Genomic DNA, 17422 nt, shown 5'->3' on the forward strand with positions numbered 1-17422 from the left:
ATTCCAGCGGAGCCGGGGCGCGAGCGCGAGCAGGTTCTCCGCGCGACGCGCGCTGGTCCGGACCGGTCGGGTCGCCGGTGTCGGCGCGCATGCCTACGCTGACGCGCATGTGCGGTCGCTACGCCTCCAGCCGACGTCCCGAGGACCTCGTCGAGGAGTTCGACGTGCTCGAGACCCGCATCGCCGTGACCCTGCCGGCCGACTTCAACGTCGCGCCCACCAAGGAGGTCTACGCCGTCCTCGACCGGCCGCCGTCGGGGGAGGGCGACGCCGAGCCGCAGCGCCAGCTGCGCACCCTCGCGTGGGGGCTGGTGCCGTCGTGGGCCAAGGATCCCTCCATCGGCTCGCGCATGATCAACGCCCGCAGCGAGACCCTCGCCGAGAAGCCGGCCTTCCGGCGGGCCTTCGCCGCGCGCCGCTGCCTGCTGCCGGCCGACGGCTACTACGAGTGGTACCCCACCTCCCAGGTCGGCCGCGGCGGGAAGCCGGTCAAGCAGCCCTTCTTCATCCGGCCCCGCGACGGCGGCGTGCTGGCGATGGCCGGGCTCTACGAGATCTGGCGCGATCCCACCCGCGCCGACGACGATCCCGCCCGGTTCCGCTGGACCTGCACGGTCATCACCACCGCCGCCGAGGACTCCGTCGGCCACATCCACGACCGCATGCCGCTCATGGTCGAGCGCGACCGGTGGGCCTCCTGGCTCGACCCCCGCCGCGCCGGCGCCGAGCTCCTCGACCTCCTCAGCCCGGCCGCCCCCGGGGCGCTGGAGGCCTTCCCGGTGCCGACGCTGGTCAACAACGTGCGCAACAACGGCCCCGAGCTCGCCGAGCCGCTGCCGCTCGAGGGCCTCCCCGACGACGTCGCCGCCGAGATCGCGGCCGAGGTCGTCCGATGAGCACCGAGGTCCTCCCGCTCGACACCCCGCTGGGCGAGGCCCGGCTGCACGTCGACCGCGCCGAGGCGCCGTCGGGGCCCGTCCTGCTGCTCTCCCACGGCGCGGGCAACGGCGTCGACACCCTCGACCTCCAGGCCCTGGCGCAGGCCCTGCCCGCGCAGGGAGTGCCCGTGGTGCGGCTCGAGCAGCCGTGGCGCGTGGCCGGACGCAAGGTCGCCACCGCGCCGCCCACCCTCGACGTCGGGCTGCGCACCGCGGCGGCCGCGCTCGCGGGCCTCGATCTCGGCGCCGACGGGCTGGTGGTCGGCGGACGCTCCGCCGGCGCGCGCTCGGCCCTGCGCTGCGCGTCCGGGCTCGGCTCCCTCGGCGCCCTGGCCCTGGCCTTCCCGCTGCACCCGCCCGGCAGGCCCGAGGACTCCCGCCTGCCCGAGCTGCTCGACGCCGCCGTCCCCGCGCTGGTCGTGCAGGGCGAGCGCGATCCGTTCGGTCGTCCCGAGGAGCTGCCCGACCCGCTCCCGGGCCACGTCTCGCTGCACGTCGTGCCGGCCGCCGACCACTCCCTGCGCACGGCGCGCACCGGTCCGGTGAGCCAGGAGGAGGCGCTGGCGGCCGTCGTCACGGCGGTGCTGGCCTGGCTCCCGCGGTGAGGCTCGCCTGACCTCGCGGGAACAGAACCGCGACGGCGCCTGTTCTAGCCCCCGTGATGACCCTGCTGGAGCGAACCGGAGGAGGCGCCTCCGCCGACCGCGGACGAGCGCCGGAGCAGACCAGGCCCGCGAACGATCCGAGCGACCCCCGTGACGGCGTAGGCTCGGCGTCGATGACCGACACCGATGCCCTCGATGCGCCCCTCGACGCACCCGTCGACCTGGCCACCGAGACCGACGCCGAGCGCTCGCTGCGCTTCGAGCGTGACGCCCTGCCCTTCCTCGACCAGCTCTACTCCGCGGCCATGCGCATGACCCGCAACCCCGCGGACGCCGAGGACCTCGTGCAGGAGACCTTCGCGAAGGCCTACTCCTCCTTCCACCAGTTCAAGCCCGGCACGAACCTCAAGGCCTGGCTGTACCGGATCCTCACCAACACCTTCATCAACAGCTACCGCAAGAAGCAGCGCCAGCCGCAGCAGTCGATGTCCGAGGACGTCGAGGACTGGCAGCTCGCGCGTGCGGAGTCGCACTCGTCCTCGGGCCTGAAGTCCGCCGAGACCGAGGCGCTCGAGCACCTGCCCGACTCCCAGGTCAAGGACGCCCTCCAGCGCCTGCCCGAGGAGTTCCGCCTCGCGGTCTACCTCGCCGACGTCGAGGGATTCGCCTACAAGGAGATCGCCGAGATCATGGAGACGCCGATCGGCACGGTCATGTCCCGCCTGCACCGGGGACGCCGCCAGCTGCGCGATCTCCTGCAGGACTACGCCCGCGCCAACGACCTGCTGCCGCTGTCGGCCCGCGGCTCGGAGGGTGACGCCTGATGAGCGCCCACGACCACGAGCACGCCCAGCCGGCCACCGCCGACTGCGCCGACTACCTCGAGCGCATCGTCTACTTCCTCGACAACGAGCTCGACGAGGCCGACTGCGCCGCCGTCCAGCACCACCTCGACTCCTGCAACCCCTGCCTGGAGAAGTACGACCTCCAGCGCACGGTCAAGCAGATCGTCGCCCGCTCCTGCAGCGAGCCGGCGCCCGCCGAGGTGCGCGACCGCGTGCTCATGCGCATCCGCGAGGTCCAGGTCCGCATCCGCGAGTCCTGACCTCACCCCGGCCCCCGTCCTGCCGATGAGCAGGACATGCGACGTGACGACCTCGACGCCCTCCGGGGCGTCGCCGTCGCGCTCGTCGTGCTCGACCACCTGCGCGTGCCCGGCGTCGGCGACGCCGGCACCGTGGGGGTCTCGGTCTTCTTCGTGCTCTCGGGCTGGCTGATCACCGGCCTGCTGCTGCGCGAGGGCGTCGCCGGACCGATCGACCTCGGCGCCTTCTGGCGTCGTCGGGCCCGCCGACTGCTGCCGGCCCTGGTGGTGCTGCTCGTCGTCTGCTCGCTGTGGGCGGTGGCCGTGGGCGACCGGGCCGTCGCGCGGCCGGCGACGGTGATCGGCGCGCTGCTCTTCGTCAACAACTGGGCCGCCGCCGAGGACGTCACCCTCGGCGCGCTCCACCACACCTGGTCGCTGGCGGTGGAGGAGCAGTTCTACCTGCTCTGGCCGCTCGTGATCGCGCTCGTCCTCTCGGTGAGGAGCGGGCGCCGTCGGCTGCCGCTGCTCACCGCGCTCCTCGCCGCCGCCTCCGTCGTGGAGACCGTGCGCCTGGTCGCGCTCGGCGCGCTTCCCGCGCGCGTCTACGCCGGCACCGACACGCGGGCGGCCTCGATCCTGGCGGGCGCGCTGCTGGCGATGACGCTGGGGGAGCACACCGTGGCCCGACGCCGGTCCCGGACGCCCCTGCTCGCCGCGGCGGCCGCGCTGGTGGTCGGCCTGTGCCTGATGACGCCGCACGCGCCGCTCACGCTGCTCCTGGCGCCGTGGGCCGCCACCGCGGTGGCGCTGCTGGCGATCGCCCTGGCGCCGCGCCTGGACCGCGTCCCCGGGCTGACCTGGCTGGGCCTGCGCTCGTACGGGATCTACCTGTGGCACCACCCGCTCCTGGTGATGCTCGCGCCGCTCGTCCACGGCCGCTGGCACTGGCCGGCCGCGCTGGGCCTGGTCGTCGCCTCGCTGGTGATCGCCGAGCTCTCCTGGCGGCTGGTCGAGCAGCCGTTCCTGAGGCTCCCGCCCCCCGGGAACGCGCGAACCCCCGGCCGCAGGGCCGGGGGTCCGTTCGTGCGCCGGCAGATGCCGGCGGACGCCTGAGATCAGGCGTTGGGGCGCTTGCCGTGGTTCGCGCCCTTCTTCTTGCGAGCGCGGCGCTTGCGTCCGGTCTTGCCCATGGTGAGCTCCTCCATCGGATCGGGTGTCGACCCCGTGCGAGCCGGCCGTCCCCGAGGGGAGCGGTCGGCGGAGGGCCGAGGGGCAGTCTCCCAGACGGGAGCCGCCCGCCGCCAATCGGGCTCTCAGCGCAGACGACGCCGCATCACCAGCAGCCGCACGCCGGGGTGCGGCTCGTGGTCGCGCTCGGGCACGCGCTCGAAGCCCAGGCCCGCGTAGACGCGGTGGGCGTCGCGCTGCTGGGGCAGGCTGGAGAGCACCACGCCGGCCAGGCCCGCGGCGTCGAACCGCTCGAGGACCGCCTGGGCCAGCGCGCGGCCGACGCCGCGCCGGTGTGCGGCGGGGGAGACCGCCAGCATCCGGAACTCGCCCTCGTCGTCGTGGCCGGCCTCGCGCCACGGCGAGCCGGGCGGGCACATCGTCACGGTGCCGACGACGGCGCCGTCGAGCTCGGCGACCCACACCTCGGCCTCGCCGCGGTCGCGGGTGGCGACGTCGGCGAGGCTCACGCGGTATGGGTCGTCGGGCCCGAGGAGGAAGGGCGCGTAGGCGTCGAGGGTGAGGGCGGCCACGGCCGCGTGGTCGGCGTCGCGGACCCGCCGGACGGTGATCGCCGGGCTGCTCGCGGGCAGGTCGTCGGGGGAGCCGGTCACTGGGTGGGCGCGAGGTAGGGCGCGTTCGTGGCCCGCAGCGCCTCGACGACGACCAGCAGCAGGTCGGCCCGGTTGGCCGGCGGACGCGGCCCCAGCGCGAGCTGCAGGTGCAGCGCCCGCAGGAAGGCCTGGGCGTTCCCGCCGGTCAGGAAGGGATCGGAGTCGACGAAGGCCGCGCGCATCGCGGCGGCGGCGCCGACCCGGTTGATCCACGGCTCGAGCACCGAGGACGGCACCGTCCCGCGCCGGAGGATCTGGATCGTGGCCGCGGCCAGCCGGTCGGGCTCGCCGTGGGTGAACAGCGCGTCGACGGGGAGCACGAGCCGGTCGGCGATGACGTCGAGGAGGACGGTGAGCTCGGCCTTGCCGAGGTGCGGGGACTGGGCGAGGGTGCCCAGGGCGTCGGCGCCGTGCGCGACGGCGTGCGCCCAGCCCTTGCCGGGCACGAAGCCGCGGACGTCGCGCTCGCGCAGCAGCCAGGTGGCCAGCCGGTCGCCCCACTCGAGCACCTTGCCGCCGGGCACCAGCGGCCGCTCGTTGTCGCGGGCGATGCACTCGCCGAGGATCAGCGCGGAGAAGCTGCGCCGGAACACCGAGTCGGTGTCGGTCTCGCCGACGCCCACGCGCAGGCCGGCCGCCATGCCGTCGCCGAGGCCGAGCAGGAGGTCGTCGTAGACGCCGCGGTCGACCCAGGTGGCCAGGGTCGGGTAGGCCATCCCGTCGCGGATCTCGGGGTCGGTGGCGCCGAGCATCTGGGTGAGCTCGGCGGTCAGATCGTCGAGCGGGCGGTCCGTCGGGACGGCGAGGCCAGCGGCGTGCACCTGTCTCCAATAGGCCCCGGACATGAGGAGCATCCTGCCAAACGCGCCCCGGCGTCCGCACCCCGGGCCATCCCCTTCCGGACACCTCCCGCCGGTGCCCACGGTGCGTCGTGCCCCCGCGGGCACCCGTCGTCAGGTCGTAGGCTCGCGCCGTGCCGTCGTTGACCGAGCTGACACGCAGCCACACCGATCTCGACGACGCCGACGTCGCCTGGCTGCAGCTGCTCATGGCCGACTGGCAGATCGTGGCGGACCTCTCCTTCGCCGACCTCGTGCTCTGGGTGCCCGACCGCGACGGCAAGGGCTTCTGGGCCGTCGGCCAGATGCGCCCCACCACCGGGCCCACCGCCTACGTCGACGACGTCATCGGCACCTTCATGCCCCGCGGGCGGCGGCCGCTGCTCGACGAGGCCTACGCGCACGGCCGGCTGGTGCGCGAGGGCGACCCGGAGTGGCGCGAGGACGTGCCGGTGCGCGTGGAGACCATCCCGGTGCGGCGCGCGGGGCGGGTGATCGCGGTGCTGGCGCGCAACACCAACCTGCTGGGCGTGCGCACTCCCAGCCGACTAGAGCTGGCCTACCTGCAGACCGCCTCGGACCTGACCCAGATGATCAGCAACGGCCACTTCCCGGGCTCGGGCCAGCGCAGCGACCACGCGGACACCCCGCGGGTGGGCGACGGCTTCCTGCGGGTGGACGCCGGGGGCCGGGTCTCCTACGCCAGTCCGAACGCGCTCTCGGTCTTCCGCCGCCTGGGCCGCAACGGCGACCTCGCCGGCCATCTGCTCGCCGACGTCACCCGCGAGGTCGTGCCGCCGCGACGGCGCCCCGACGAGGAGACCCTGAGCGCGGTCATGGGCGGACGCGCGCACCGCGACCTCGAGCTGGCCACCGAGGGCGTCGCGCTCATCGCGCGCTCGATCCCGCTGCGTCCCCAGGGCGAGCACATCGGCGCGCTGGTGCTGGTGCGCGACGTCACCGAGCTGCGGCGTCGCGACCGCGAGCTGATCACCAAGGACGCCACGATCCGCGAGATCCACCACCGCGTGAAGAACAACCTCCAGACCGTGGCCGCGCTGCTGCGCCTGCAGGCGCGCCGCATCGACTCACCCGACGCCAAGGCGGCGCTGGAGGAGGCCGTGCGACGCGTCGGCTCGATCGCGATCGTCCACGAGACCCTGAGCCAGGCCGGCGAGGGCAGCGTCGACTTCGACGAGATCGCCGACCGCCTGACCTCGATGGTCGGCGAGGTCAGCGCCGTGGGCGCCCGCGTGCGGGTGCGCCGCTCCGGCGACTTCGGGCTGCTGGCCTCCGAGATCGCGACGCCGGTGGCGATGGTGCTCACCGAGCTGCTCCAGAACGCCGTCGAGCACGGCTACGCCGAGCTCGACGACGCCTCCGCGGCGCCGGCCGACGACGTCGTCGGGACCATCGCGGTGCAGGTGCGGCGCAGCGAGGTCGAGCTCATCGTGGAGATCGTCGACGACGGCCGTGGGCTGCCCCCGGGCTTCGACCTCGAGCGCTCGACGAACCTGGGGCTCTCGATCGTCCGCACGCTGGTGGAGTCCGAGCTCGGCGGTCGTCTCACCCTGGGGGCCGACGCCGCCGGCGGCACGCGCGCGGGGGTCGTGGTCCCGCTGGACCGCCCCGCGCGCTAGTGCGGTGTCCGCCGGCCTGCCGGCGAGGGGTCGGGCTCAGGCGGTGCGGACGCGGGCGCGGGCGTTGCGGCGCTTCAGGGCGCGACGCTCGTCCTCGCTGAGGCCGCCCCAGACGCCGTGGTCCTGCCCCGCCTCGAGCGCCCACTGGAGGCACTGCTCGCGCACCTCGCAGCGGCGGCACACCTGCTTGGCCTCCTCGATCTGGAGGATGGCCGGGCCGGTGTTGCCGATCGGGAAGAACAGCTCCGGGTCCTCGTCGAGACACGCGGAGCGGTGGCGCCAATCCATGGCGGGGAACCCTCTTTCGATACGAACGTGCAGACCAGGGTCGGCAAGGTCTGCGCAAGCGGCGGGGTCGGAGTCATGCAGGCACGACAGAACGACCGGATCCCGGCGCTTCGGACACCCTTCCAATCTTTGCCGTCCCGATCAAGGCCCTTGCTGGTCTCGTGCGTCACAAGAGGCTCGCGACCGGAGGATCTGCGGCTCAGGAGGCGTCCTGCGGGCGGTCCTCCAGGGCCCTGATGCTGGCCGGGTGGAGCATCGCCCCGATGCCGACCAGACCGACCAGGAGGAGGACCCCGGCGACCAGCCCGTTGGAGCGCGAGCTCCACGCGACGAGCACCGTGAGCAGCTGGGCCACGAGGATCGGACCGCGCGCCCAGGCGCGGGCCTGCAGGATCGCGGCGGCGCAGCCCAGCACGGTGAGGCCCACCACGGTGAAGAACACGGCGGTGCTGACGGCCATGCCCACGCGACGGTCGTCGAGGCTGGTCAGCTGCAGGACGGCGAGCGCCAGCAGCGTGAGGCCCTGCAGGCCCGCGACGCCGGCGGCCAGCCGCAGGGTCGGCGGGACGGCGCGGGGGGCTCGGGGATCGGGCACGGGGCTCACTCCTGCTGCTGCAGCGAGATGCGCAGCTGCTCGAGGGTGCGGTTGAGCAGTCGGGAGACGTGCATCTGCGAGACGCCGATCTCCTCGGCGATCTGCGACTGGGTCATGTTCTTGAAGAACCGCAGCAGCAGGATCCGCTTCTCCCGCGGCTCGAGCATCTCCAGCAGCGGCTTGATCGACTCACGGATCTCGACGTGCTCGAGGCCCTCGTCCTCCATCCCGATCGCGTCGAGCATGCTGGCCGCGCCGTCCTCGGACTCGTCCGAGGCGTCCAGCGAGAGCGTGGTGTAGGCGTTGGAGGACTCGATGCCCTCGACGATCTCCTCGACGCTGCAGCCGATCGCGTCGGCGAGCTCGCGCGGGGTGGGGGAGCGGCCCAGGGTCTGGGTGAGCTCGGCGCTCGCGGCGCCGATCTGCATGCGCAGCTCCTGGAGCCGCCGCGGCACCCGGATGGCCCAGCCCTTGTCGCGGAAGTAGCGCTTGATCTCGCCGATGATCGTCGGCGTCGCGTAGGTGGAGAACTCCACGCCGCGCTCGAGGTCGAAGCGGTCGATCGACTTGATGAGCCCGATCGTGCCGACCTGGACGAGGTCCTCGAACGGCTCGCCGCGGTTGCGGAACCGGCGGGCGCAGTGCTCGACCAGCGGCAGGTGCAGGTGCACCAGCGCGTCGCGGGCCTGCTCGCGGGACGGCGCGGAGCCCTCCTCGTCCTGGAGGGTCGCGAACAGCTCCGCGCTCCGGCGGCGGGTCTCCTCCACGGAGGCGCGGCGCTGGTCGGCGGAGTCGAGGATCGGCTCGGCGTCGAGGTCGGTCATCTCAGCGGCCGGGCTGGAGCGGCGTCGCCTCGTGGGTCAGGGTGAGGAAGCACCGGTCGGACGTGCTGCGCAGGGCGGCGTCGTCGGCGAGCGTGGTGAGCACCTGCCAGGCGAAGCTGTCGGGGTCGGGCTCGACGACGTGGTCGGTGAGCGCGCTGACCACGATGCGGATCCGGTGCGGCTCGAGCCAGAACTCGGCGGTGAGGTCGCCGTCGGGGCGAGCCTCGGGCAGGACGACGGCGCACGCCTCGCCGACGGCGATGCGGAGGTCCTCCACGTCGTCGAGCGTGAAGTCGAGTCGTGCGGCCAGGCCGGCGGTGGTGGTGCGCAGGACCGAGACGTAGGCGCCGTCGGCGGGCACGCGCACCTCGACGTCGGCGCGGGTGCTCGCTGCGGCCGGCGCGGTGGCGGCCGGCACGGCGGGGGACTCGGTCACGGGACCTCCGGGAAGTCGTGGCGGATCGGGTGGTGCGGAGGTGATGCGGGCGTGGTGCGGAGGTGGAGCAGACCCCGTGGACCGGCGCGAGGGCCGATCCACGGGGCCCGGAGGCGGAAGCCGCGAGGCTCAGGCCTTCTTGGTCTCCCAGAAGATCTCCGCGATCTCGTCGATCTTCGCCAGCAGCTGGTCGGCGACCGAGGCGTCGAGGGTGCCCTTGGTGCCGGCGGCGCCGGCGAGCTTCGTGGCCTCGTTGAACAGCGTGTGCAGCTGCGGGTACTTCTCGAAGTGCGGCGCCTTGAAGTAGTCGGTCCACAGCACCCACAGGTGGTGCTTGACCAGCTCGGAGCGCTGCTCCTTGATCAGGACGGCCCGGGTGCGGAAGTCGGGGTCGTCGGAGTCGGCGACCTTGGCGATGACGGCCTTGATCGACTCGGCCTCGATGCGCGCCTGGGCCGGGTCGTAGACGCCGCAGGGCAGGTCGCAGTGGGCGGAGACGTCGATCCTGGGGGCGAGCAGTCGCGCGAACATGCGTCAGTCCTCTCGTGGGCTGGTGAGTGCGGGGTGGGAGGGCGGCCCTCCACGTCGGGGACACTACTCGGGTGCGACGAGGCGAGCGACCACCCTCCCGGGCGCTGCGACCCGCCGTCGACGCCGCGTCGCCGCGCACCGCTGCGCTCGGCACGGCCCGGGTGGTGGGGGCGTCCATGCGGCCGCTGCTCGATCCCGGCGATCTCCTGCTCGTCTCCTACCGGTCCGAGCCCCGGCCGGGTGCGATCGTCGTGGCCCGGCTGCCCGACGGGACGATCGCGGTGAAGCGGGCCGTCGAGCGACGCAGCACCGCCTCCGGCGCCCCCGGCTGGTGGCTGCTCTCGGAGGACCCCGACGTCGGCGTCGACTCCCGGCACCGCGGCCCGGTGGCCGACGACGCCGTGCTCGCCGTGGTGCTGGCCCGGCTGCGTCCGCGCCCGCGGCTCCTCGCGCGCGTCCGGAATCCGGTGCGACGTCACCGCTGGATGTGATCCTTCCCATCCCCGGACTCGGCCCGGCGGCCCCCGTCCGCTGTGCCAGACTGCGGAGCACACCCGGCACGACGCCTGCACGACCCGCATGACTCCGGGCTCCGCGGCCCACCAGCGCCGCGTCGAGCCGGGACGCCGAATCCACTGCGCGACACCACCCCACCGTGACGCCCGTCCTGCGCCGCCTCGATGGAGAGACACCCATGACCCAGTCCGTCCCGACCAACCTGACGCCCGCCGCGCCCGAGCACCCGCACGCCGGCGACCCGGTCTTCGACCTCCACCTCGGGGGCAAGCTCGAGGTCGCGGCGACGGCGCCGATCGTCGACAAGGACGACCTGTCGCTGGCCTACACCCCCGGCGTCGCGCTGGTCTGCGAGGCGATCGCGGCCGATCCCACGCTCACGCAGAGCTACACCTGGGTGCCCAACACCGTCGCCGTCGTCACCGACGGCACCGCCGTCCTCGGCCTCGGCGACATCGGCCCCGCCGCGGCCATGCCGGTCATGGAGGGCAAGGCCGTCCTGTTCAAGCAGTTCGGCGGCGTCGACGGCGTCCCGATCTGCCTGGACACCACCGACACCGAGGAGATCATCGAGACGGTCGTCCGTCTCGCGCCCAGCTTCGGCGGCATCAACCTCGAGGACATCTCCGCGCCGCGCTGCTTCGAGATCGAGGACCGGCTCAAGGAGCTCCTCGACATCCCCGTCTTCCACGACGACCAGCACGGCACCGCCGTCGTCGCGCTCGCGGCGCTGAAGAACGCGCTGCAGCTGACCGGCCGCACGCCCGGCGAGACCCGCGTCGTCATCTCCGGCGCGGGCGCCGCCGGCGTCGCGATCGCCAAGATCCTGCTCGAGGCCGGCATCACCGACCTCGCCGTCACCGACCGCAAGGGCATCGTCCACTCCAGCCGCACCGACCTCACGCCGGTCAAGCGCGCGCTCGCCGAGATGACCGCCGACAAGACCGGCCGCACCGGCACGCTCTCGGAGGCCCTCGACGGCGCCGACGTCTACCTGGGCGTCTCCGGCGGCACCGTCCCCGAGGAGGACGTCGCCCGGATGGCGCCCGAGGCGATCATCTTCGCGATGGCCAACCCGACCCCCGAGGTCCACCCCGAGGTCGCCCACCGCTACGCGCGGGTCGTGGCCACCGGACGCTCGGACTTCCCGAACCAGATCAACAACGTGCTGGCCTTCCCCGGCATCTTCCGCGGCGCCTTCGACGCCCGCGCCACCGCGATCACCGAGGGCATGAAGCTCGCGGCGGCCGAGGCGCTGGCCGAGCTCGTCGGCGCGGAGCTCTCCGAGGCCTACGTGATCCCGTCGCCGTTCGACCCCCGCGTCGGTCCGGCCGTGGCCGCCGCCGTCGCCGAGGCCGCGCGCCGCGACGGCGTCGCGCGCCGCTGACCGCTCCTCCGCCCCGCCTCCGACGAAGGGCTACCGTCGAGCCATGTTCGCCGTCTACGCCGACACCTTCTCCTCCGACGACCCGCTGTCCGCGCTGCGCGTGGGGGAGCGGCCCGACCCCGTCGCCCCCGACGGCTGGACGACGGTCACGGTCAAGGCCGCCTCGCTGAACCATCACGACGTCTGGTCGCTGCGCGGGGTCGGCCTGCGCGAGGAGCAGCTGCCGATGATCCTCGGCTGCGACGCGGCCGGGCTCGACGAGGACGGCAACGAGGTCGTCGTCCACGCGGTCGTCTCCGACCCCGCGTGGACGGGCGATGAGACCCTCGACCCGAAGCGCTCGCTGCTCTCCGAGCGCCACCAGGGCACCTTCGCCGACCGGGTGGTCGTCCCGCGCGCCAACGTGGTGCCCAAGCCGGCCTCGATGTCCTTCGAGGAGGCGGCCTGCCTGCCCACGGCCTGGCTCACCGCGTACCGGATGCTCTTCACCCGCGGCGGCCTCAAGGCCGGCGACACCGTGCTGGTGCAGGGCGCCGGCGGCGGCGTCGCCACCGCCTGCATCATCCTGGCCCGCGCGGCCGGCCTGAAGGTGCTGGCCACCAGCCGCGACGAGGCCAAGCGCGCCCGCGCCCTCGAGATCGGCGCGCACGAGGTCTTCGAGTCCGGCGCCCGCCTGCCGGTGAAGGTCGACGCCGTCATGGAGACCGTCGGTCGGGCCACGTGGTCGCACTCGGTGCGCTCGCTGCGTCCCGGTGGCGCCATCGTCATCTCCGGCACGACCTCGGGCCCGAAGCTCGACGACGCCGAGCTCACGCGCATCTTCTTCCTGCAGCTGAGCGTGGTCGGCTCGACCATGGGCACCCGCGGCGAGCTGGCCTCGCTGGTGAGCCTCCTCGACGCCACCGGCGCGCGGCCGCTGATCGACCGCACGCTGCCGATGACCGACGCTGCCACCGGCTTCGCGGCGATGGCCGAGGGCGACGTCTTCGGCAAGATCGTCTTCACGCGCTGAGGTCACGCGCGATCGCGGGAATTCGATGGAGCCCGTCGGTGCTTGCTGAGAGACTTCCTTAGGCGACGCCGGTGGCTCGACGATGAGTTCCGCCGCGCCTGGGGGTCTGCCTCCCCGACGCGACTCCCGCGTCCGCCGCCACGCACGACCGAAGGACTCCGCATGACCACGCCCGTCGATCAGGCCCTGCCCGCCGAGGACGGCCCCGCCCGCGCTCTCGGCGAGGCCACCGCCGTCACCGGTCGCACGCCGCTGGTGATCAAGCTCCTGGTGGCCGCCACCTTCGTGGTGATCCTCAACGAGACGATCATGGGCAACGCGATCCCGCGTCTCATGACCGACTTCGAGGTCTCCACGCGCGCCGCCCAGTGGCTCACCACGATCTTCCTGCTGACGATGGCCGCGGTCATCCCGATCACCGGCTGGTTCCTCCAGCGCGTCACGACCCGCCAGGCCTACGGCCTGGCCATGGCCGTGTTCTGCGCCGGCACCGCGCTGTGCGCGGCCGCCCCGGTCTTCGAGGTGCTGCTCGTGGGCCGGATGGTGCAGGCCGCGGGCACCGCGGTGATGATGCCGCTGCTGATGACCACCCTGATGACGGTCGTCCCGGCCGCCGAGCGGGGGCGCGTCATGGGCAACGTCACCCTGGCCATGTCGGTGGCCCCGGCGATGGGGCCGGCGGTCTCCGGCATCGTCCTGGGCCTCGGCTCGTGGCGCCTGATCTTCCTGCTCGTGCTGCCGATCGCGGCCCTGGTCGCGATCCTCGGCCTGCGCCAGCTGCCCGACATCGGCGAGCCCACCGCCGGCGCGGTCGACTGGCTGAGCGTCTCGCTGGCCGGCACCGGCTTCGCGGCGCTCGTCTACGGGCTCAGCGAGATCGGCGGCGACAGCGTGGCCGTGCCGACCGTCGCCGGCCTCGCCGGTGCGCTGCTCGTCGGCGCGTTCGTCTGGCGTCAGCTCCTGCTGCAGCGCGAGGGCACCCCGCTGCTGGACCTGCGCACCCTCACCCACCGCACCTACGTGATCTCGCTGCTGGTGATGTCGGTGGGCTTCATGGCCATGCTCGGCGCGATGATCCTGCTGCCGCTCTACCTCCAGGAGGCCCGCGAGCTCTCCGCGCTGCGCACCGGCCTGCTGGTGATGCCCGGCGGTCTGGCGATGGGCCTGCTCGGCCCGCGGGTCGGCGGCTGGTACGACCGGGTCGGCTCGCGCCCCCTGGTGATCCCGGGCGCGGTGGCGATCCTCGTCGGGCTCGGCGTGCTCTCGCAGATCGGCACCAGCACGCCGTACGTCGTGCTGCTCGGTGCCCACGTCGTGATGATGATGGGGCTGGCGTTCGTGTTCACACCCGTCTTCACCCTCGGCCTCGGCGCGCTGCCGCCGCACCTGTACCCGCACGGCAGCTCGATCCTCGGCACGATCCAGCAGGTGGCCGGGGCCGTCGGCACGGCGGCGGTCGTCGTCATCGCCGACCTCCGCACCCGCCAGCTGGTCGCCGACGGCGTCGCGCAGCTCGACGCCTTCGTCGGCGGCCTGCGCTGGGCCTTCCTCGCCGGCGCGGTGGCCGCGGTGCTCGTCGTCGCCCTGGCGGCGCTGCTGCCCGCGCGGGTCGCAGCCGCCGAGGGTGCGCCGGCCGCGCACTGAGGGGCCCTCAGGACCGAGGCCCCACGCCTCACCCAGGACGACCCGGACGCCTCGCGTCCGGGTCGTCGTGCGTCGTGCCGGGGTGCGGGGCGTGCCGTGACCGGAGGGTCAGCCCTGCGAGCGCCACTGGAGCGCGCCGATGATGACCATCCGCAGCTGGGTGCGGGCGGTGGCGCACAGCCGCTCGCGGGCGCGCTCGTCGCCGCCGGCCGCGATGAGGGACTCGGCGGTGGCGACCATCGCCAGCACGATGAGGTTCGCCAGGGTGTGGAGGTCGCCTGCCGACCACTCGGCGGTGCCGGGCAGCCGGGCGAGGTCGGCGGCGAGCTCGCGCTCGCACAGGTCGATCTCGTGGCGGATCGCGTCCTTGACCGCCGGGGGACCGGCCGCGCGCTCGCGGGCGATGAAGAGGAAGTGCTGGTGCTGCTGCTGGACGTGCTCGGCGAGGATCGTGACCGAGCGGTCGACGATCGCCGCCAGCGGACGCTCGATCGCCGCGGCGTCGACCTGCCGGACGTCGCGCAGCATCGCGCGCAGCGAGGCGAAGGACTCATCGACCAGGGCCAGGCCGAGGGACTCCAGGGAGTCGAAGTGCCGGTAGAAGCCGGTCGGGACGATGCCGACCTCCTTGGCCACCTGGCGCAGCGAGAGCGCGACGAGGCTGCTCTCCCCGGAGAGGCCGAGGGCGGCGTCGAGGATGGCGCGGCGGGTGCGCTCCTTGCGCTCCCCGCGGGTCTCGACCCGGGCGGCGTCGCCGCCCGCCGCAGCGGGCACGCGACTCTCCGGCTGGCTCACGCGGCGGAGTCTACGCACCGCGGCGCCGGCGCGGTCCGGTGGCGGCGTCCGACGCCGCACAGCGGGTCGGCGGGTGCGATCGGGAGCACATGTGTGCACAGTCACCCGATCACGCCTTGACCCTGCCCGCCTCACCCCGCGATGATTTCGGAGTACAGTCGTCCACTGATTCCGGAGGGGTCATGAGCATCGCCAGCTCCCTGCTGCGCTCCCGGGCGGTCGCCGCCCTCACCTCGCCCCACGGCGTCGACCGCTACCTCGAGCTGGTCAACCCGATGTGGGCCGCCGAGGAGGTCCGCGCCCGCGTCGTCGACGTGCGACGCGAGGTCGACGTGCCCGGCCACCCGCCGGTCGCGACCCTCACGCTGCAGCCCACCTCGACCTGGCGCGGCCACCGCGCCGGCCAGCATGTGCAGGTCGGCGTCGAGGTGGCCGGTGCCCGCCGCACCACCCGCGTCTTCACCATCTCCAGCAACGACTCCCGTCCCGGCGAGCGGTTCGAGATCACGATGCGCGCCAACCCCGACGGCGTCGTCTCCCAGTGGCTCGTCGAGCACGCCCGGCCCGGCACGATCCTGCACCTCTCGCAGGCGCAGGGCGAGTTCGTGCTGCCCGACCGCGTGCCCGAGCACGTCGTGTTCATCTCCGGCGGCTCCGGCATCACCCCGGTCATGTCGATGATGCGCTCGCTGCACCGTCGCACCCACCGCGGCCGCATCACCTTCATCCACTACGCCCAGAGCCCGGACCACCAGATCTTCGCCGAGGAGCTCGAGGAGATCCGTCGCTCCGGCTTCGGCACCGACGTCCACCTGCTGCACCCCGAGCTCGGCGACCCGGCCCTCTCGCCGGCGTGGCTGGAGCTCCACGTGCCCGGCTGGCAGGACCTGCCGACCTGGGCGTGCGGCCCGGCCCCGCTCATCGAGGCCGTGCAGGGCGCCTATGCCGACTCCGAGGAGCTGCGCATCGAGTGGTTCAAGCCGCCGCGCGTGGCCACCGGCGACACCGCCGAGGGCGAGGTGGCCTTCAGCCGCAGCGGCGTGCAGGGCGAGAACACCGGCGCCACGCTGCTCGAGCAGGCCGAGGCGCTCGGCCTCAAGCCCGAGTTCGGCTGCCGCATGGGCATCTGCTTCTCCTGCACCGCGACCAAGAGCGAGGGCACCGTCCGCAACGTGCTGACCGGTGAGACCTCCTCCCTCCCCGACGAGGAGATCCGCGTGTGCGTCTCCTCGCCCGTCGGCGACTGCGTCGTCGACCTCTGATCCTGTTCCTCATCCTTCGTTCCCGACCGCACGAGGAGAACGCCATGAGCACCACCCGCACCCTGACCCCCGAGCAGATCGAGGCCTTCGGCGCCGAGATGGACGCCATCCGCCAGCGCATCCTCGCCGACCTCGGCGAGGAGGACGCGGCCTACATCCGCAACGTCGTGAAGTACCAGCGCGGCTTCGAGGTCGCCGGTCGCGCGCTGTTCTACCTGCCCCCGGCCTGGCCGCTGGCCGTCGCGGCCCTCTCGGTGTCGAAGATCCTCGACAACATGGAGATCGGCCACAACGTCATGCACGGCCAGTACGACTGGATGGGCGACCCCGGCCTGAACTCGCGCATGTACGAGTGGGACAACGTCTGCCCCAGCGAGCAGTGGAAGAACAGCCACAACTACATCCACCACACCTACACCAACATCCTGGGCAAGGACCGCGACCTCGGCTACGGCATCCTGCGCATGGACGAGGACCAGAAGTGGCACCCGTACTACCTGGGCAACCCGGTGTACGCGTTCCTGCTCATGGTCTTCTTCGAGTGGGGCGTGGCGATGCACGACCTCGAGGTCGAGAACATCGTCAACGGCACGCGCCGCCTCGAGGAGAACAAGGCCCTCCACGCCGGCATCATGCGCAAGGTCAAGCGCCAGGCGCTCAAGGACTACCTGCTCTTCCCGGCGCTCACCGGCCCGCTGTTCCCGGCGACGCTCGCGGGCAACGCGGTCGCCAACCTGGTGCGCAACGTCTGGGCCTTCAACATCATCTTCTGCGGCCACTTCCCGGCCGGCGTCGCGACCTTCTCCCAGGAGGAGTGCGAGAACGAGACCCGGGGCCACTGGTACTACCGCCAGCTGCTCGGCTCGGCCAACATCACCGGCAGCCGTCTGATGCACGTGATGTCGGGCAACCTCTCCCACCAGATCGAGCACCACCTCTTCCCCGACCTCCCGGCGCGCCGCTACCCGGAGATCGCCGTCGAGGTCCGCGAGATCTGCGAGCGCTACGGCCTGACCTACAACACCGGCCCGCTGCGCCGTCAGCTCGGCAGCGTCGCGAAGAAGATCTTCCGCCTCGCGCTGCCCGACCGCCGGCGTCCCGACGCCGCCCCGACCGCCGCGGACGCGCCCGTGCGCGAGGAGGCCACCTCCGCCGCCTGATCTCGCGGCAGGCGCCGGTCGG

General features: G+C 73.3%; 21 protein-coding genes. 12 read left to right on the top strand and 9 right to left on the bottom strand.

What is annotated here, in order from left to right:
- The first annotated feature begins 107 nt into the window (after positions 1 to 107).
- From ACZDWJ_RS06340 to ACZDWJ_RS06360, 5 genes are all read left to right on the top strand, one after another.
- Positions 108 to 896, top strand: a complete 789-nt coding sequence (locus tag ACZDWJ_RS06340) for an SOS response-associated peptidase (protein WP_463520088.1) — start codon at positions 108 to 110, stop codon at positions 894 to 896.
- Entirely contained in the window at positions 893 to 1543 is a 651-nt protein-coding gene (locus tag ACZDWJ_RS06345) for an alpha/beta hydrolase family protein (protein WP_463520089.1), read from the top strand. Before ACZDWJ_RS06340 ends, ACZDWJ_RS06345 begins: the two co-directional genes overlap by 4 nt.
- Before the next feature lie 173 nt (positions 1544 to 1716).
- A complete protein-coding gene (locus ACZDWJ_RS06350; RefSeq protein ID WP_463520090.1) occupies positions 1717 to 2367 on the top strand; it encodes a sigma-70 family RNA polymerase sigma factor in 651 nt (216 codons plus the stop codon).
- Positions 2367 to 2648, top strand: coding sequence for a mycothiol system anti-sigma-R factor (gene rsrA, locus ACZDWJ_RS06355; protein WP_463520091.1), 282 nt, complete (start codon positions 2367 to 2369; stop codon positions 2646 to 2648). Before ACZDWJ_RS06350 ends, rsrA begins: the two co-directional genes overlap by 1 nt.
- A gap of 36 nt (positions 2649 to 2684) precedes the next feature.
- Complete coding sequence (locus tag ACZDWJ_RS06360; protein ID WP_463520092.1) at positions 2685 to 3743, top strand: acyltransferase family protein; 1059 nt, start codon at positions 2685 to 2687, stop codon at positions 3741 to 3743.
- 2 nt (positions 3744 to 3745) lie between these two features.
- On the opposite strand, the gene ACZDWJ_RS06365 is transcribed toward ACZDWJ_RS06360, so the two are convergent.
- The 3 genes from ACZDWJ_RS06365 to ACZDWJ_RS06375 form a co-directional block, all read right to left on the bottom strand.
- On the bottom strand, positions 3746 to 3820 hold the full coding sequence (locus ACZDWJ_RS06365) for a 50S ribosomal protein bL37 (RefSeq protein ID WP_369759046.1): 75 nt from the start codon (positions 3818 to 3820) through the stop codon (positions 3746 to 3748).
- Between the two features lie 123 nt (positions 3821 to 3943).
- Entirely contained in the window at positions 3944 to 4471 is a 528-nt protein-coding gene (locus ACZDWJ_RS06370; protein ID WP_463520093.1) for a GNAT family N-acetyltransferase, read from the bottom strand.
- Positions 4468 to 5316, bottom strand: coding sequence for a DUF2785 domain-containing protein (locus tag ACZDWJ_RS06375; RefSeq protein ID WP_463520094.1), 849 nt, complete (start codon positions 5314 to 5316; stop codon positions 4468 to 4470). Before ACZDWJ_RS06375 ends, ACZDWJ_RS06370 begins: the two co-directional genes overlap by 4 nt.
- 128 nt (positions 5317 to 5444) lie before the next feature.
- Between ACZDWJ_RS06375 and ACZDWJ_RS06380 the strand changes: the two genes are divergently transcribed.
- Entirely contained in the window at positions 5445 to 6950 is a 1506-nt protein-coding gene (locus ACZDWJ_RS06380; RefSeq protein WP_463520095.1) for a histidine kinase N-terminal domain-containing protein, read from the top strand.
- A 36-nt stretch (positions 6951 to 6986) separates the two neighbouring features.
- Here the strand turns inward: ACZDWJ_RS06380 and ACZDWJ_RS06385 are convergent, their stop codons facing one another.
- From ACZDWJ_RS06385 to sodN, 5 genes are all read right to left on the bottom strand, one after another.
- Positions 6987 to 7238, bottom strand: a complete 252-nt coding sequence (locus ACZDWJ_RS06385; RefSeq protein WP_298518300.1) for a WhiB family transcriptional regulator — start codon at positions 7236 to 7238, stop codon at positions 6987 to 6989.
- Positions 7239 to 7437: 199 nt separating this feature from the next.
- Entirely contained in the window at positions 7438 to 7833 is a 396-nt protein-coding gene (locus ACZDWJ_RS06390) for a hypothetical protein (protein ID WP_463520096.1), read from the bottom strand.
- Positions 7834 to 7838: 5 nt separating this feature from the next.
- Positions 7839 to 8657 carry an RNA polymerase sigma factor SigF gene (locus ACZDWJ_RS06395; protein ID WP_463520097.1) on the bottom strand — a complete coding sequence of 273 codons (819 nt, stop codon included), beginning with the start codon at positions 8655 to 8657 and terminating at the stop codon, positions 7839 to 7841.
- Position 8658: 1 nt separating this feature from the next.
- Positions 8659 to 9093 carry an ATP-binding protein gene (locus ACZDWJ_RS06400; protein WP_463520098.1) on the bottom strand — a complete coding sequence of 145 codons (435 nt, stop codon included), beginning with the start codon at positions 9091 to 9093 and terminating at the stop codon, positions 8659 to 8661.
- Between the two features lie 129 nt (positions 9094 to 9222).
- Entirely contained in the window at positions 9223 to 9624 is a 402-nt protein-coding gene (gene sodN / locus ACZDWJ_RS06405) for a superoxide dismutase, Ni (protein ID WP_463520099.1), read from the bottom strand.
- Between the two features lie 71 nt (positions 9625 to 9695).
- Here sodN and ACZDWJ_RS06410 point away from each other — a divergent pair, with 71 nt between their 5' ends.
- The 4 genes from ACZDWJ_RS06410 (at position 9696) to ACZDWJ_RS06425 (ending at position 14183) form a co-directional block, all read left to right on the top strand.
- Entirely contained in the window at positions 9696 to 10115 is a 420-nt protein-coding gene (locus ACZDWJ_RS06410) for a S24 family peptidase (protein ID WP_463520100.1), read from the top strand.
- A 203-nt stretch (positions 10116 to 10318) separates the two neighbouring features.
- A complete protein-coding gene (locus ACZDWJ_RS06415) occupies positions 10319 to 11527 on the top strand; it encodes an NAD(P)-dependent malic enzyme (RefSeq protein WP_463520101.1) in 1209 nt (402 codons plus the stop codon).
- A 43-nt stretch (positions 11528 to 11570) separates the two neighbouring features.
- Positions 11571 to 12539, top strand: coding sequence for a zinc-binding dehydrogenase (locus ACZDWJ_RS06420; RefSeq protein WP_463520102.1), 969 nt, complete (start codon positions 11571 to 11573; stop codon positions 12537 to 12539).
- Positions 12540 to 12701: 162 nt separating this feature from the next.
- Positions 12702 to 14183 carry an MDR family MFS transporter gene (locus ACZDWJ_RS06425; RefSeq protein ID WP_463520103.1) on the top strand — a complete coding sequence of 494 codons (1482 nt, stop codon included), beginning with the start codon at positions 12702 to 12704 and terminating at the stop codon, positions 14181 to 14183.
- 108 nt (positions 14184 to 14291) lie between these two features.
- Here the strand turns inward: ACZDWJ_RS06425 and ACZDWJ_RS06430 are convergent, their stop codons facing one another.
- Positions 14292 to 14978, bottom strand: coding sequence for a TetR family transcriptional regulator (locus tag ACZDWJ_RS06430; protein ID WP_463520104.1), 687 nt, complete (start codon positions 14976 to 14978; stop codon positions 14292 to 14294).
- A 182-nt stretch (positions 14979 to 15160) separates the two neighbouring features.
- Here ACZDWJ_RS06430 and ACZDWJ_RS06435 point away from each other — a divergent pair, with 182 nt between their 5' ends.
- Together ACZDWJ_RS06435 and ACZDWJ_RS06440 are read left to right on the top strand one after the other, a co-directional pair.
- A complete protein-coding gene (locus ACZDWJ_RS06435; protein WP_463520105.1) occupies positions 15161 to 16240 on the top strand; it encodes a flavin reductase family protein in 1080 nt (359 codons plus the stop codon).
- 44 nt (positions 16241 to 16284) lie between these two features.
- Positions 16285 to 17400, top strand: coding sequence for a fatty acid desaturase family protein (locus tag ACZDWJ_RS06440; protein ID WP_463520106.1), 1116 nt, complete (start codon positions 16285 to 16287; stop codon positions 17398 to 17400).
- The last annotated feature ends 22 nt before the right edge of the window (positions 17401 to 17422 follow it).

The sequence above is a fragment of the Nocardioides sp. B129/18 genome, assembly GCF_055282735.1.